The following is a 14,731-nucleotide window of genomic DNA, read 5'->3' on the forward strand; positions in this document are numbered from 1 at the left end:
CACGCCCGCCCCTCGCCCCGGGCCTCAGAAGACGCTGTACCCGCCGTCGATGACCACGGTGCTGCCGCTCTGGTACGACGAGGCGTCGCTGGCGAGGTAGACCGCGATGCCGGCGAAGTCCTCGGGGCGCCCCCAGCGCCCGGCCGGCACCCGGGTCAGCACCCGGTCGGCGAAGGCCTCGGAGTCCTGGGCCGCGACGGTCATGTCGGTGGCGATCCAGCCCGGCAGCACGGCGTTGACCCGGATCCCGGAGCGGCCGAGCTCGACGGCGCAGGAGCGCACCAGCGCGGTCAGCGCCGCCTTCGTCGCGCCGTAGGCGTGGTTGCGGCCGGCGCCCTCGATCGCGGCCAGGCTCGCCACCGCGATGATCGACCCGCCGCGGCGACCGCCGGCCGCGGCCTGCTCGCTCATCACCGCGGCGGCCTCGCGCATCGTGAAGAAGGCGCCGTCGAGGTTGGTGGCCAGCGTGGTGCGGTAGTCCTCGGTGCTCGCATCGACCAGCTTGGCCAGCGGCAGCCCGATACCGGCGTTGACCACCACCACGTCCAGGGAGCCCAGCGCCGCGGCCGCCTCGCGCATGCCGTCGCGGACCTCCTGCTCCACCGAGACGTCGACGCGCTGGGCTCGGGCGCGGGCGCCCTGCTCGGCCAGCCCCTCCGCGGCCGAGCGGATCTTGGCCTCGGTGCGCCCCCACAGCGAGACCCCGGCGCCGGCGCCGGCCAGCCCGCGCGCCATCGCCAGCCCGATGCCGGACCCGCCCCCGGTGACCACGGCGCCGCGTCCGGTCAGGTCGAACAGCTCAGTGGTCATCCGGGGGCCTCCCCTGTGGCGGTGGCGGTGTGTACGGCGCGCAGGCGCCGGACGAGTTCCGGCGACGCGCCCACGGTCTGGGCCGCGATCTCGGTGTAGCGGTGGGCCAGCGCCGCCGGGGAGACCTGGCCCTCGGGGTGGTACCAGACGGCGATCGACTGGATCATCCCGACCAGCGCACGGACGCTGTCGCGCGCCGAGCGCACGTCGAAGACGCCGGCGTCCGCGCCCGACTGCACCACGTCCACCAGCAGCTGCTCCAGCGCGCGACGGCGTTCGACGTACACCGCGCGGCGCTCCGGGCTCAGCGAGCGGATCTCGCTGTCCAGGCCGGCCAGCTTGGTGCTGTGCGCCATGTAGCGCACCAGCGCCTCGACCAGGTTCAGGAACCGCTGCTCGGGGTCCGCGCCGGCGTCGGCGACGGCCGCCTGGCACAGCGCGCAGAGCCGCTCGATGGAGGCCATCTGCAGGGTGTGCAGGACGTCCTCCTTGTTGGCGTGGTGGTAGTAGAGCGCCGGGACGGTGACCCCCACCCGGCGCGCGATCTCGCGCACGGTGGTGCCGTGGTAGCCGTGCTCGTCGAACGCGTCCAGCGCGGCGAGCAGGATCGGGCTGAGCTCGAGCTGCGCCGAGGAGCGCCAGGCGCCGTGCCGCAGCGACGCGTCGATCCCGCTCACGGGCGGTGCCCGACGATGCCCAGCGCGAACCGGACGTACTGTTGGGCGATCTCCTCGGGGGTCAGCGGCCCGCCCGAGCGGTACCAGTTCGCCACCGAGACGCACAGGGTCACCACCGCGCGCGCCGCCTCGTGGGGCGTCGGGGTGCGGAAGACGCCCTCCTTGACCCCGATCTCGACCTCGTCGTCGAAGAGCTGCTGCTGGGCGGTGCGCAGCGCGGCGTGGCGGCGCCGCTCACGCGGCGCCAGGCTGCGCAGCTCGCTGGTCCCCAGGAAGGCCAGCTCGCGGCGGTGGGCGTGGAAGAGCGTCAGGGCCTCGACCAGCAGCGAGAACCGCTCGACGGTGTCGCCGCCCTCGGCGCGGGCGGCCTCGCTGCGGGCCAGCAGCTCCTCCATCGCGCGCTCGAAGAGGGTGTTCAGCATCGCCTGCTTGCTCGGGTAGTAGTGGTAGAGCCCGGGCACCGACAGTCCGCAGCGCCGGGCGATGTCGCGCACCGACGCCCCGTGGTAGCCGGTCATCGTGAACGACTGCAGCGCCGCCTGCAGCGCGGGGTCGATGTCCAGCGGCGGGAAGGAGCGCCAGTCCTGCGGGTCGGCGGCCACGTGCTCGCCCACGCCCTGCCCAGCCAGCTCCGGTGAGAGCTCGGCGGGGTCGACCTCGAGAGCCCGGGCGAGCTGGACCACGCGGGCCGGGCGGACCCCGGCCTTGCCGGTCTCGATCTGGCTCAGCGTCGCGGCGCTCAGGCCCGCGACCTCGGCGAACCCGCGCAGGCTCAGCCCCTTCGCCTGACGCATCGAGCGCAGCACCGGCCCGACCTCCGGGCCCAGCTTGTCCTCGCGCAGCACGCCGACTCCTTCGCACGTCGATCGGCGCCGAAGGCCGATTCCGGTGAACCCTACAAGAGGTTTAGAGGTTCGATCGCTCACTTGGTCTACAAGGCCACACGCCGGATTCTCTGCCGTAGACAGCGAGTGAACTTCGCCACTAACCTAGCGCTCACTCTGAAACTCTAAACACTGTTTCCGCCGCACGCACCCACTCACGGCACTGAAGGGCTTCGCCATGGACTTCGCGCTCCCGGACGGGATCCAGGACTTCCTCGATGAGATCGACGCCTTCATCGACAAGGAGATCGCTCCGCTCGAGCAGGAGCACGTCCAGTACTTCGACCACCGCCGCGAGTGGGCGCGCACGGACTGGGAGGCCGGCGGCACCCCGGCCCAGGCCTGGGAGGACCTGCTGGCCGAGATGCGCCGCCGCGCCGACGCCGCGGGCTTCCTGCGTTGGGCGCTGCCCGAGGACCTCGGCGGCCGCGGCGCGTCCAACCTGGAGCTGGCGATCGTCCGCGAGCACCTGGCCCACCGTGGCCTGGGGCTGCACAACGACCTGCAGAACGAGTCCTCGATCGTCGCCAACCTGCCGTTCGTGCACATCGTGCGCGACTTCGGTACGGCGCAGCAGCGCGCGGAGCTGCTCGAGCAGATGATCACCGGCGAGGCCATGGTCGCCTTCGCGCTCACCGAGCCCGAGCACGGCAGCGACGCCACCTGGATGGAGACCCGGGCGGTGCGCGCGGGCGATGAGTGGGTCATCGACGGCGCCAAGCGCTGGAACTCCGGGGTCCACCACGCCACCCACGACGTGGTCTTCGCCCGCACCAGCGGCCAGGACGGCGACGCGCTCGGGATCACCGCGTTCGTGGTCCCGATGGACACCCCCGGCATCGAGGTGACCAGCTACGACTGGACCTTCAACATGCCCACCGACCACGCCAACGTCGCCGTGCGCGGGGTCCGGGTGCCGCACTCGGCGATCCTCGGCGAGGAGGGGCGTGGGCTGATGATCGCCCAGCACTTCCTGCACGAGAACCGGATCCGTCAGGCCGCCTCCAGCCTCGGGGCGGCGCAGTACTGCATCGACCGGGCCGTGGAGCGGGCCCGCACCCGGGTCACCTTCGGTGAGCCGCTGGCGCGCCGCCAGGCGGTGCAGTGGCCGCTGGTCGAGCTGCACACCGAGGCCGAGATGGTGCGCGGGTTGGTCCGCAAGGCCGCCTGGACGCTGGACCGGGCCGGCGACCCGACCGAGGTCAGCGAGTTCGTGTCGATGGCCAACTACCGGGCGAACCGGCTGGTCTGCGAGGCGGCCGACCGGGCGATGCAGGTCTTCGGCGGCGAGGGCTACTCGCGCAACCAGCCCTTCGAGCACATCTACCGCCACCACCGGCGCTACCGGATCACCGAGGGCGCCGAGGAGATCCAGATCCGCAAGGTGGCCGGCACCCTGTTCGGGTTCACCGGGCGCCGTCGCGAGCAGCCGGCCTAGCCGCGCCGGCTCAGGCGGCGGCGCACCACCGCCGCCTGCTCCTCGGTCCCGATCAGCGAGGCGATCACCTTCTGCTCGGCCGCCAGCCCGGCCGCGAGGTCGACCCGCCCGGCCAGGCCGACGAGCCGCTTGATCCCCCGCGTCGCCGACCCGCTGTGCGCGGCGACCTCGGCGGCGAGCGCCGTCGCGGCCGCCAGTGGGTCCTCGGCGACCAGCGTGGCCAGCCCGAGCCGGAACGCCTCCTCCCCCGACACCGTCCGCCCGGTCAGCGCCAGCTCCAGGGCCCGGTCCCGGCCGACCAGCTCGGGCAGCAGCTGGGTGCCCATCATGTCCGGCACCAGCCCCCACTGGACCTCCATCAGCGCCAGCCGCGCGTCCGGCGCCACGATCCGGATGTCGGCGCCCAGTGCCAGCTGCAGCCCGCCGCCCAGCGCCACCCCGTGTACGGCGGCGATCACCGGCGCCTCGATCAGCGACCACACGTGGACGGCCTGCTGGGCGAGCGCCTCGGCGGCGCCCAGCGGCTCGCGGGCGGGCAGGGCCGGCCCGGAGCCGCCGTCCGCCATCAGCGCGAACTGCTCGAGGTCCAGCCCGGCGCAGAACGCCCGCCCGGCCCCGCTCAGCACCACCGCGCGGACGTCGTCGCTGCCGATCAGGGAGCTGCCGGTGGCGAGCAGCGCCTCGAACATCGCCGGGTCCAGCGCGTTCATCTTGTCCGGGCGGGTCAACCTCACCTGGGCGACGCCGTCGACGACCGTGCAGCCGACCCGGTCCTGCGCGTCGTACTCGTCGGGGCCGCTCATCAGCGCCGGCCGACCAGGTCGCGGCCGATGATCTGGCGCATGATCTCGTTGGTGCCGCCGTAGATCCGCTGCACCCGGGCGTCCTGGAAGGCACGCGCCACCGGGTACTCCAGCATGTAGCCGTAGCCGCCGTGCAGCTGCAGGCACTGGTCGACGAGCCTGCCCTGCACCTCGGTGGCCCACAGTTTGGCCTTGGCCGCGTCGACGGCGCTGAGGTCGCCCTCGTTGTAGGCCAGCAGCGCCTTGTCCACGAAGGCCCGGGTGACGTCCAGCTCGGTGGCCAGCTCGGCGAGCCGGAACCGGGTGTTCTGGAAGTCGGCGACCGGCTGGCCGAAGGTGCGCCGCTGCTGGGTGTAGTCCAGGGTGGCGGCGAGCACCGGCGCGCAGGCGGCCACCGAGCCGACCGCGATCGAGAGTCGCTCCAGCGGCAGGTGCGCCATCAGCTGGCGGAGCCCGCCGCCCTCGGCGCCCAGCAGGTTCTGCTCGGGCACGAAGACCTCCTCGAAGAACAGCTCGGCGGTGTCCTGGGCCGCCAAGCCCACCTTGCGCAGCTTGCGCCCCCGGGAGAACCCGGCCATCTCCCGCTCGACGACCAGCAGGCTGAAGCCGCGCGACCCCGCGTCGGGGTCGGTGCGCGCCACGACGATCACCAGGTCGGAGTGGATGCCGTTGGTGATGAACGTCTTGGCCCCGTTGACCAGCCAACCACCGTCCACCCGGGTGGCGCTGGTGCGGATGCCCTGCAGGTCGCTGCCGGTCCCGGGCTCGGTCATCGCGATCGCGCCGATCAGCTCCCCGGCGCCCATCCGCGGCAGCCAGCGGCGCTTCTGCTCCTCGGTGCCCAGGGCGGCCAGGTAGGGGATCGCGATGTCGTCCTGCAGCGAGAAGCCGGAGGCCAGCGAGCCGGCGAACACCTTGAACAGCTCCTCGAGCACCACCGCGCGGTAGCGGTAGTCGGCCCCGACGCCCGCGCCGCCGTACTCGGTGGGTGTGGAGAGACCGATCACGCCCTGCTTGCCGGCGGCCAGCCACACGTCGCGGTCGATGATCCCCTCCTCGTCCCACCGCTCCACGTGCGGCGCGACCTCGCGGGCCACGAACTCGGCGACGACGGCGCGGAAGGCCTCGTGGTCGGCGGTGTACAGGCCGCGCTTCATGGCTGCTCCTTCGTGCGGAGGATGGGTCCGGGGGCCGCCGAGGCCGCCACCGCGGGTGGGCGGTACGACGGCGCGGGCAGGCTGGCGAACAGGTCGGGGAGGTCGGCGGAGACGGTCAGCGGGAAGCGCGCCGGCCGCTTGTCCAGGAAGGCCGAGATGCCCTCGGCCGCGTCGTCGCTGGTGCCGCGCACGGCCAGGGCGTGGGTCTCGATCTCGTGCGCGACCATCGGGTGGTCGGCGCCCCACATCCGCCACAGCATCTGGCGCGAGAGCGCCACCGAGACCGGGGCGGTGTGCTCGGCGATCTCGCGGGCCAGCGCGTAGGCGACGTCGAGCAGCTCCGCGCGCGGGTGGAGGCTGCGCACCAGGCCGGCCGCCAGCGCCTCGGAGGCGGGGAACACCCGGCCGGTGAACACCCACTCCAGCGCCCGCTGCATCGGCACCACCCGCGGCAGGAACCACGACGAGCACGACTCGGGGACCAGCCCGCGCCGGTTGAAGACGAAGCCCATCTTGGCGTCGTCGGCGGCGAGGCGGATGTCGGCGGCCAGGGTCAGCGTGATCCCGACGCCCACGGCCGGCCCGTTGATGGCCGCGATCACCGGCTTGTCGAGCTCGAACATCCGCAGCACCACGCGGCCGCCGCCGTCGCGGCGCAGCGGCGCGGGGCCGTCGGCGTCGTCGGCTCCCCACTCCTCGAAGGCCGCGGCCCCGGCGCTCAGGTCCATCCCGGCGCAGAAGGCCCGCCCGGCGCCGGTGATCACCACGGCCCGGACCTCGTCGTCGCGGTCGCACGCGTCGAGGGCCTCGATCAGCTCGACCTCCATCCGGTCGGTGAAGGCGTTGAGGGCCTCGGGGCGGTCGAGCAGGATCGTCGCCACGCCGTCCGCGACGCTGAGCGTGATGTCCCGCCTGGTCGGGTGCGTCATGGCGTGCTCTCCTCTACTTCCTGGCGCTCGGCAGGGGCGGGGGTGGTGACGCTCGGGGCGGGGCCGGCGCCGGCGGAGCGGCTGCTCAGCGGGCCGCGCCGCCCGGGGATCCGCTCGACGACGGGGCGCAGCCCGGCGCGGACCAGGCCGGCGATGCCGAACGGCATCACGAACATGAAGACGATCAGCGAGACGCCGTAGACCAGGCTCGCCGCCGAGGCGTTCACGTCCGCGGTCCACTCCGGGACGTAGGTGATGAAGAAGGCCCCGAAGATGGCGCCGCTGATGGTGCCCAGGCCGCCGACGACGATCAGCGAGATGAACGCGATCGCCATCACCAGCCCGAACGAGTCCGGGCCGACGAACTGCACGACGTACACGTAGAGCACCCCGCCGACCCCGGTGTAGGCGGCGCTGAGCGCGAAGACGGCCGTCTTGGTGCGCGAGCTGCGCACGCCGAGGGTCCGCGCCACGGTCTCGTTGTCGCGCACCGCCACCAGGGAGCGCCCGATCCGGCCGCTGGCCAGGCGGCGGGTGAGGATCCACCCGATCAGCACCGCGGCCAGGCACAGCAGGTAGACCCACTGGTCGCGGGCCAGGCCGGTCCACTCCGGCGGTTGCGCGGTGAACAGCGCGATCCCCTCCTGGCCCTGGGTGACGTCGTCGAGACGCTTGATCGCCGCCGGGGTGACGATGGCCAGCGCCAGGGTGACCAGCGCGAGCTGCAGGCCCTGCAGCCGCAGCGCCGGCAGACCGAACAGGTAGCCGAGCACGAACGTCGCGACGACCGCGACCGGCAGCACCGCGAGGTAGTGCCAGCCCTCCTGGATCAGTACCGCCGCCACGTAGGCACCGGTGGCGAAGAAGGCGCTGTGGCCCAGCGAGATCTGCCCGTTGAAGCCGGTGAGCAGGTTGAGGCCCATCCCGACGATCGCGTAGATCATCACCATGCTGAGGTCGAAGTTGACGTACGGCGCGGAGTTGAACGGCACCATCGCCGCTGCGCCGGCCACCGCGACGAAGACCGCCACCCTCAGCCAGATCGGCGCGTCCAGCACCGCCTGCGCCTGGCGCAGGGCCAGCGCCCGGTCCGCCAGTGCGCGGATCCCGCTGGGAGCACCGATCTTGACCATGCTCATACGCGTGCCACCGTCCTCGATCCGAAGAGACCCTCGGGCTTGAGCAGCAGCACGGCCATGATGATGGCCAGCGCCACCGCCTGCTTGAAGTCGTTGCCGATCGCGTCGACGTAGGTGCCGGCGAGGTTCTCCAGTACGCCGACGATCAGCCCGCCGACCAGTGCCCCCACCGGGCTGTCGAAGCCGCCGAGCGTGGCCGCGGCGAACGCGTAGAGCAGCATCGCGGCCATCATGTTGGGCTGCAGGAACAGCTGCGGCGCGGCCAGCGCGCCCACCAGCGCGCCGATGGCACCGGCCAGGCCCCAGCCGAGCATCAGCATCCGCCCCACCGGGATCCCCGCGAGCCGCGCCGACTCGGGGTTGCTGGCCGCCGCGCGCATCTCCAGGCCCAGCCGGGTGCGCTGGAAGAGCCAGTACAGGAGGCCGGCGACGACCGCGACGGCGAGGACGATGCCCAGCGCCTGGCGCGACATCGCGGCCGGGCCGAGGTCGACCGAGCCCTCCCCGAAGGTGGGCGGGACCGACTTGGTCAGGTAGCCCCAGATCCATCCCGCGCCGCTGGTGAGGACCAGCATCAGGCCGAGCGTGACGATGATCAGCGACAGGTGCGCCGACGCGGTGGTGCCGAAGGGCCGGATCAGCACCCGCTCGACAAGGGCGCCGAAGGCGAACGCGATCCCCATCGAGATCAGGATCGCCACGAGCAGGGGCACTCCCCAGGTCCACAGCTGCCAGGTGAGGAACGCGGCGAACATCGCCATCTCGCCCTGGGCGAAGTTGACGATCCCGGAGGCGCGGTAGACGAGCACGACGCTCAGGGCCAGCGCGCCGTACAACGCCCCGGAGGCGATGCCGTCGAGCAGTTGTTGCACGAACAGGTCCATCATCGCTCCTCAGTAGCCGAGATAGGCACGGCGGATCTCGTCGTTGTCGCGCAGGTCCTCGGCCCGGCCGGACGAGACCACCCGGCCCGCCTCCAGCACCACGGCGGTGCTGCCGATGTCGAGGGCGAGGTGGGCGTTCTGCTCGACGACGAGCATCGCGGTCCCGGTCTCGGCGTTGATCTGGGCGAGTGAGTCGAACAGCTGGCGGGTGGTGTTGGGCGCCAGGCCCAGCGACGGCTCGTCGAGCAGCAGCAGCCGGGGGGAGGGCATCAGGGCCCGGGCGATGGCGAGCATCTGCTGCTCCCCGCCGCTGAGGCTGCCGGCCTGCTGGGTCGCGCGGTCCCCCAGCCGCGGGAAGATCGAGTACCAGCGCTCGATGTGGGACCGCTCCTCGCGGTCGCGGCGCAGGTGCGCCCCGATCCGGAGGTTCTCCTCCACGCTCATGTCGCTGAAGGTGCCGCGCCCCTGCGGCACGTGGGCGATGCCGAGCGCGGCGATCCGCTCGCTGGAGCGCCCCAGCAGCTCGTGCCCGTCGAAGGTGGCCCGGCCGCTGCCCTTGATGATCCCCGACAGCGCCCGCAGCAGCGTGGTCTTCCCGGCGCCGTTGGCGCCCAGCACCACCACCACCTGAGCCTTCTCGACGCTCAGGGTGACCTCGTGCAGGACCCGGACCGGGCCGTAGCCCGCGACCAGCCGGTCCACCTCGAGCAGGCTCATGCCGCGCCTCCCAGGTAGGCCTCGATGACCTGCGGGTCGGCGCGCACCACGTCGGGCGGGCCGTCGGCGATCTTGCGGCCCAGGTTGAGCACGACCACCTGGTCGGAGGCGCGCATCACCATCGCCATGTGGTGCTCGACCAGCAGCACCGAGAGCCCGCGCTCGTCACAGAGCCGGCGGATGGTGTCGGCGAGCTCGATCACCTCGGAGTGGATCAGCCCGTTGGCCGGCTCGTCGAGCATCAGCAGCTCCGGCTCGGCCATCAGCGCGCGGGCCAGCTCGACCCGCTTGAGGGTGCCGTAGGGCAACCCGGCCGCCAGCCTGCCGGCCACCGAGGTCAGCCCCAGCTCCGCGAGCAGCTCGCGGGCCCGGGCCACCTCGGCGCGTTCCTCGCGGGCCACGCCGAGCCAGCCCAGGGCGGTCGCCCACATGCCCGAGCGGGTGCGGTGGTAGCCCCCGGCCAGCACGTTCTCCAACACCGTCATCGACCCGAACAGGCCCAGGTTCTGGAAGGTCCGGGCGATGCCCACCGAGGCGATCTGCTCGGTGCGCAGCCGGAGCAGGTCGACGCCGGCCAGCGCGATCTCGCCCGACTCGGGCTCGTAGAGCCGGCTGATGCAGTTGAACAGCGTGGTCTTCCCGGCCCCGTTGGGCCCGATCAGCCCGCAGACCTCGCCCTTGGCCAGGTCGAACGACGGCCCGTCCAGGGCCACCACTCCGCCGAAGCGCAGCCGCACGTCGCGCACGGTGAGGAACGGCTCGCCGGCGGCCACGCTCGCGATGGGCATCGGGTCACTCCCGCTCGAGGACGTCGCCCTCGAGCTGCCAGGTGGTGCCGTCGAAGGTCATCATCTGCACCTGGGTGGTGAAGAACGGGTAGTCCTCGGTGGTGGAGGCCTTCACGTCGGGAAGGTGCAGGTCGCCCTGCGCGCCCGAGAGGCTCTGCGCCGAGGCGAGCATGTCCTCGCGGGTGCAGCCGTCCATGCCCTCCAACACGGCCTCCATCAGTTGGGCGCTGGTGTAGCCGGTGGCTCCGACCGAGTCGGCGGCGTCGACGTCGCCGCTGTGCTTCTCGGCGAAGGCCTGCCAGGCCTGCATCCCCTCGTCGTCCTTCCAGTTCGGGGCGGAGACGTCCTTGAGCCAGGTGAAGGAGACCGCGTCCGTCGCCCCGGCGCCGGCCGGCTGCATGATGTTCTGGGCGTGGTTGGTGCCGGAGGTGATCATCTTCAGCGGCTTCCAGCCGAGCTCGTCGGCCTTCTTCAGCGACTGGGTCATGAACGTGCCGGTGGCGTAGTTGAGCCAGACGTCGGCCCCGGACTTGGCCAGGTTGACCACCTGGGAGTCGGCGGTGCCGCCGGACTGCTCGTAGGCCTGGGAGGCGACGATCTCGGCGTCGGTGCCCTCGAACTCCTCCTCGAAGTTCTCCAGCATCCCCTTGCCGAAGCCGTCGTTCTGGTAGAGCACCGCCACCTTCGCCTGCGGGTTCTTCGCCAGCACGTAGTCGGCCATGACCTGGGCCTCGAACTCGTACTGCGGCAGGAACCCCATCGACCAGTTCTCCTCCTGGTCGAGGAACTCGTCGGTGCCGGTCATCGCGAACAGGTTGGGCACCCCCGCGCCGGCCACGAACTCGCCGATGGCGAGGTTGGGCGAGGTGCCCAGCACGTTCATCAGCGCGAAGACCTGGTCCTGCTCGACCAGGGTGCGGGTGTTGCTGACGGTGCGCGCCGGGTCGTAGGCGTCGTCGAGGGCCTTGTACTCGATCTCGCGGGTGACCCCGTCGCCCATCTTCACGCCGCCTTCGGCGTTGAGGTCGTCGAAGTAGGCCTCGCTGGCCCGCGCGATCGCGCCGTACACGGCGCCGGCACCGGACATCGGGATGCTCGTGCCGATCTTGATGCTGTCGTCGGTGATGCCCGGGGAGCAGTCCCCGCTGGCACTGGTCTCGTCGTCCCGGCCCCCGCAGCCGGAGAGGACGAGCGCTGCGCAGGCAAGCGCGGCGAGCGCGCGATGGCGGTGGTTCATGGTCAGCCTCCAGGGGTTGCGCCCGGTCCGCACCCAGCCTCGACACGAACTGCTGTCGTTCACTGATTACCGAGCGATCGCTTGAAAGCGAACACGCCAGAGGGGTGAGAAGTCAATGACTTGACGGCAAATGGTGTGACCGAGTTCACTCTCTAGTGCGTCAAATCAGTTTAGAAGTACGAGCGACCGCTCGCTCACCGATATACGACCGGCCCGATCCGCCCCGCAGCCCGGGCGTTGTGGAAGGAGACCCGCGTGGACGAGCAGAGCGCCCTCGAGGGCATGCTCACCGCCCTGGTCGGGGACCTCTTCGGCGGCGACCACACGCCGGCCGGCCTGGGCCGGGTCGCCGGCGGGGCGAGTCGCCAGACCTGGGCCTTCGAGGTGCACGGGCCCGGCGGCGAGCGGCGTCAGCTGATCCTGCGCCGGGACCCGCCCTCCGAGCCGCGCCCCGAGGAGATGGCACGCGAGGCCGCCGCCCTGCGGGCCGCCCGGCGCCACGGCGTCCCAGGCCCCGACCTGATCGACTTCTCGGCCGATCCGCACCGGCTCGGCGCCCCCTACCTGCTGATGACGTTCGTGCCCGGCGAGACCTTCGCGCGCCGCATCCTGCGCGACGAGCGCTACGCCCGGGCCCGAGAGGTGCTCGCCTCCGACCTCGGCGCCGCGGCCGCGCGCATCCACCGGGTCCCGCTCGCCGAGGTCCCGCAGATCCCGCGGCTCGACGTCCTCGAGGAGCTGCGCGCCAAGTACGACGCGACCGCCGTGGTGCGCCCGGTCCTCGAGCTGGCGCTGCGCTGGCTGGAGCGGCATCGCCCCCCGCTCACCGAGGCGCCCGTGCTGGTGCACGGCGACTTCCGGCTGGGCAACGTGATCGTCGACGAGACCGGCCTGGCCGCGGTGCTGGACTGGGAGCTGGTCCACATCGGCGACCCGATGGAGGACCTCGGCTACCTGTGCATCAGGGCGTGGCGCTTCGGCGGGCCCCGCCCGGTGGCGGGCGTCGGCGACTTCTCCCAGCTCTTCGATGCCTACACCGCGGTGAGCGGGCACCGGCCCGACCCGGAGGTCGTGCACTGGTGGCAGGTGGCCGGCACGCTCTCGTGGGCGGTGGGCTGCCTGGTCCAGGCCGGGCGGCACTTCTCCGGCACCACCCGGTCCGTGGAGCTCGCCGCGATCGGGCGCCGGGTCGCCGAGCAGGAGTTCGACCTGCTGAACATGCTGCACGGCCGGGTGCCCGTGCGCCCCCCGATCGCGCTCTCGGGAGGGATGCTCTGATGCTGCACACCTACCCCGACGCCACGCAGATCGTCGTCGCCGTGCGGGAGTTCCTCGAGCACGAGGTGATGCCGGCGACCGACGCCGGGGTCTCCTTCCAGGCCCGGGTCGCGGCCAACCTGCTGCGCACGCTGGAGCGCGAGCTGGCGTTGGCGCCGCAGACCGAGGAGCGCTACGCCCGCCTGCTCGCCGGGCTGGGAGCCCAGGACGAGGCCGAGCTGGGCCGGCGGATCCGGGACGGCGAGCTGGACGCCGACGACGTACGGCTGCTCGACGCGCTGCGCACCATCACCGCGGACCGGCTCGCGGTCGCCAACCCCACGTACCTCTCCGACGACGTCGACGACGACCCGCGCTCCAGCGGTCGATGACCCGCCCACCCCACAGGGAGCCCCCGATGGACACCAGCACCGTCAGCAACCACCCCAGCCAGCCCCTCACCTGGGTGCACCAGGTGACCAAGCACGCGCAGACGCAGCCCACCCGCGCCGCGCTGCGCTTCCGTGGCCAGAGCACGACGTGGGCCCTGCTCGAGGAGCGCTCCCGGCGGCTCTCCTCGGCGCTGGAGCAGCGCGGCGTCGGCGCCGGCGACCGGGTGCTGGTGCTGCTGACCAACCGCCCGGAGTTCGTCGAGGCGCTGGTGGCGATCAACCGGCTCGGCGCGGTCGCGGTGCCGGTGAACTTCCGGCTGGTGGCCGCCGAGGTCGCCTTCCTGGCCGAGAACTCCGGGGCCTGCGCGGTCGTGGTCGAGCAGGCGCTGGCGCCGCTGGTGGCCGAGGTGCGTCAGGCCCGCCCCGGCGGGCTGCCCTGCCTGGTCGCCGGCGAGGAGGTGAGCGGCGCCGGACCCGGCGCGGAGGGCTACGAGGATGCGCTCGCCGCGGCGCAGCCCCACCCCGCGGCCGGCCCCGAGGACCTCGACGCGCTGGCGCTGATCATGTACACCTCCGGCACCACCGGGCTGCCCAAGGGCGCGATGCTGACCTACCAGAACCTGCTCGGCCAGACGATCACGCTGGTGCAGGCCTTCCAGCTCCACGGCGGCGACGAGATCGGCCTGGTCACCTCGCCGATGTTCCACATCGCCGCGGTCGGCGCGCTGCTCCCCCAGCTGGTGCTCGGCTTCACCACCGTGATCACCCCCACCGGAGCGTTCGACCCGGAGGCGTTCCTCGACCTGGTCGAGTCCGAGGGCGCCACCAGCGCCTTCCTGGTGCCGACCCAGTGGCAGGCGGTCGCGGCCAGCCCCACCATCCCCCGCCGCGACATCCGGCTGCGCAGCATGGCCTGGGGCGCGGCGCCGGCCACCCCGGCGGTGCTGCGGGCGATGGAGGCGGCCTTCCCCGGCGTGCCCAACGTGTGCACGTTCGGCCAGACCGAGATGTCGCCGATCACCACCGTGCTGCCCGGGGAGGACGCGATCCGCAAGATCGGCTCGATCGGCAAGCCGGTGCCGCTGGTCGCGGTGCGGGTGGTGGACCCGCAGATGAACGACGTGGCCCAGGGCGAGATCGGCGAGATCGTCTACCGCGGACCCCAGACGATGCGCGGCTACTGGGACAACCCGCGCGCCACCGAGGAGGCCTTCCGCGGCGGCTGGTTCCACTCCGGCGACCTGGTCCGCGTCGACGAGGACGGCTTCTTCTACGTCGTCGACCGGCTCAAGGACATGATCATCTCCGGCGGGGAGAACATCTACAGCGCGGAGGTGGAGGCGGTCATCGCCGACCACCCCAAGGTCCTGGAGGTGGCCCTGGTGGGCAGCCCGCACCCCAAGTGGGGCGAGACCCCGGTGGCGGTGGTGGTGCCGCGCGACCCCGCCGACGCGCCCACCGAGGACGACATCATCGCGTTCTGCGCGGACCGGCTCGCGTCGTACAAGAAGCCGACGCGGGTGGTGGTGCTCGGCGAGATGCCGCGCAACGCCTCGGGCAAGATCCTGAAGAGCCCGCTGCGCGAGCTGGTCCGCGACGAGGCCGCGGTGGGCAGCTGA

The 14,731-nt window shown here is 72.5% G+C and carries 15 protein-coding genes; 4 read left to right on the forward strand and 11 right to left on the reverse strand.

Annotated features, from left to right (window positions below; all coding sequences use genetic code 11):
* Positions 1-24 precede the first annotated feature (24 nt).
* From AC6EH9_RS14670 to AC6EH9_RS14680, 3 genes are read right to left on the reverse strand one after another with little or no spacing between them, the layout of a single operon-like run.
* Complete coding sequence (locus AC6EH9_RS14670) at positions 25-810, reverse strand: SDR family NAD(P)-dependent oxidoreductase (protein WP_498424147.1); 786 nt, start codon at positions 808-810, stop codon at positions 25-27.
* Positions 807-1,487, reverse strand: coding sequence for a TetR/AcrR family transcriptional regulator (locus AC6EH9_RS14675; RefSeq protein WP_498424149.1), 681 nt, complete (start codon positions 1,485-1,487; stop codon positions 807-809). The genes AC6EH9_RS14670 and AC6EH9_RS14675 overlap by 4 nt, the downstream gene beginning before the upstream one ends.
* Positions 1,484-2,332 (reverse strand): TetR-type transcription factor C-terminal domain-containing protein, encoded by an 849-nt coding sequence (locus AC6EH9_RS14680; protein WP_498424150.1) that lies wholly within the window; start codon positions 2,330-2,332, stop codon positions 1,484-1,486. Before AC6EH9_RS14680 ends, AC6EH9_RS14675 begins: the two co-directional genes overlap by 4 nt.
* A gap of 217 nt (positions 2,333-2,549) precedes the next feature.
* Between AC6EH9_RS14680 and AC6EH9_RS14685 the strand changes: the two genes are divergently transcribed.
* Positions 2,550-3,809, forward strand: coding sequence for an acyl-CoA dehydrogenase family protein (locus AC6EH9_RS14685; protein ID WP_498424152.1), 1,260 nt, complete (start codon positions 2,550-2,552; stop codon positions 3,807-3,809).
* Here the strand turns inward: AC6EH9_RS14685 and AC6EH9_RS14690 are convergent.
* From AC6EH9_RS14690 to AC6EH9_RS14725, 8 genes are read right to left on the reverse strand one after another with little or no spacing between them, the layout of a single operon-like run.
* Positions 3,806-4,612 (reverse strand): crotonase/enoyl-CoA hydratase family protein, encoded by an 807-nt coding sequence (locus AC6EH9_RS14690; RefSeq protein WP_498424153.1) that lies wholly within the window; start codon positions 4,610-4,612, stop codon positions 3,806-3,808. The genes AC6EH9_RS14685 and AC6EH9_RS14690 overlap by 4 nt on opposite strands.
* Positions 4,612-5,769, reverse strand: a complete 1,158-nt coding sequence (locus AC6EH9_RS14695; RefSeq protein ID WP_498424155.1) for an acyl-CoA dehydrogenase family protein — start codon at positions 5,767-5,769, stop codon at positions 4,612-4,614. The genes AC6EH9_RS14690 and AC6EH9_RS14695 overlap by 1 nt, the downstream gene beginning before the upstream one ends.
* Positions 5,766-6,698: a crotonase/enoyl-CoA hydratase family protein gene (locus tag AC6EH9_RS14700; protein ID WP_498424157.1), complete on the reverse strand. Its 933-nt coding sequence runs from the start codon at positions 6,696-6,698 to the stop codon at positions 5,766-5,768. The genes AC6EH9_RS14695 and AC6EH9_RS14700 overlap by 4 nt, the downstream gene beginning before the upstream one ends.
* Positions 6,695-7,837: a branched-chain amino acid ABC transporter permease gene (locus tag AC6EH9_RS14705; RefSeq protein WP_498424158.1), complete on the reverse strand. Its 1,143-nt coding sequence runs from the start codon at positions 7,835-7,837 to the stop codon at positions 6,695-6,697. Before AC6EH9_RS14705 ends, AC6EH9_RS14700 begins: the two co-directional genes overlap by 4 nt.
* Positions 7,834-8,721: a branched-chain amino acid ABC transporter permease gene (locus AC6EH9_RS14710; protein ID WP_498424160.1), complete on the reverse strand. Its 888-nt coding sequence runs from the start codon at positions 8,719-8,721 to the stop codon at positions 7,834-7,836. Before AC6EH9_RS14710 ends, AC6EH9_RS14705 begins: the two co-directional genes overlap by 4 nt.
* 9 nt (positions 8,722-8,730) lie before the next feature.
* The gene (locus tag AC6EH9_RS14715; protein WP_498424161.1) at positions 8,731-9,438 is read right to left on the reverse strand and encodes an ABC transporter ATP-binding protein; all 708 of its coding nucleotides are present in this window, start codon (positions 9,436-9,438) and stop codon (positions 8,731-8,733) included.
* The gene (locus AC6EH9_RS14720; protein WP_498424162.1) at positions 9,435-10,226 is read right to left on the reverse strand and encodes an ABC transporter ATP-binding protein; all 792 of its coding nucleotides are present in this window, start codon (positions 10,224-10,226) and stop codon (positions 9,435-9,437) included. Before AC6EH9_RS14720 ends, AC6EH9_RS14715 begins: the two co-directional genes overlap by 4 nt.
* Positions 10,227-10,230: 4 nt before the next feature.
* Entirely contained in the window at positions 10,231-11,463 is a 1,233-nt protein-coding gene (locus tag AC6EH9_RS14725) for an ABC transporter substrate-binding protein (protein ID WP_498424163.1), read from the reverse strand.
* A 255-nt stretch (positions 11,464-11,718) separates the two neighbouring features.
* On the opposite strand from AC6EH9_RS14725, the gene AC6EH9_RS14730 reads away from it, so the two are divergent.
* The 3 genes from AC6EH9_RS14730 to AC6EH9_RS14740 are packed head-to-tail and all read left to right on the forward strand — an operon-like array spanning position 11,719 to position 14,731.
* A complete protein-coding gene (locus AC6EH9_RS14730; protein WP_498424164.1) occupies positions 11,719-12,741 on the forward strand; it encodes a phosphotransferase family protein in 1,023 nt (340 codons plus the stop codon).
* The gene (locus tag AC6EH9_RS14735; protein ID WP_498424166.1) at positions 12,741-13,112 is read left to right on the forward strand and encodes a DUF6285 domain-containing protein; all 372 of its coding nucleotides are present in this window, start codon (positions 12,741-12,743) and stop codon (positions 13,110-13,112) included. The genes AC6EH9_RS14730 and AC6EH9_RS14735 overlap by 1 nt, the downstream gene beginning before the upstream one ends.
* Positions 13,113-13,138: 26 nt before the next feature.
* Entirely contained in the window at positions 13,139-14,731 is a 1,593-nt protein-coding gene (locus AC6EH9_RS14740) for a long-chain-fatty-acid--CoA ligase (protein ID WP_498424167.1), read from the forward strand.

The sequence above is a fragment of the Nocardioides sp. Z21_20 genome, assembly GCF_059766585.1.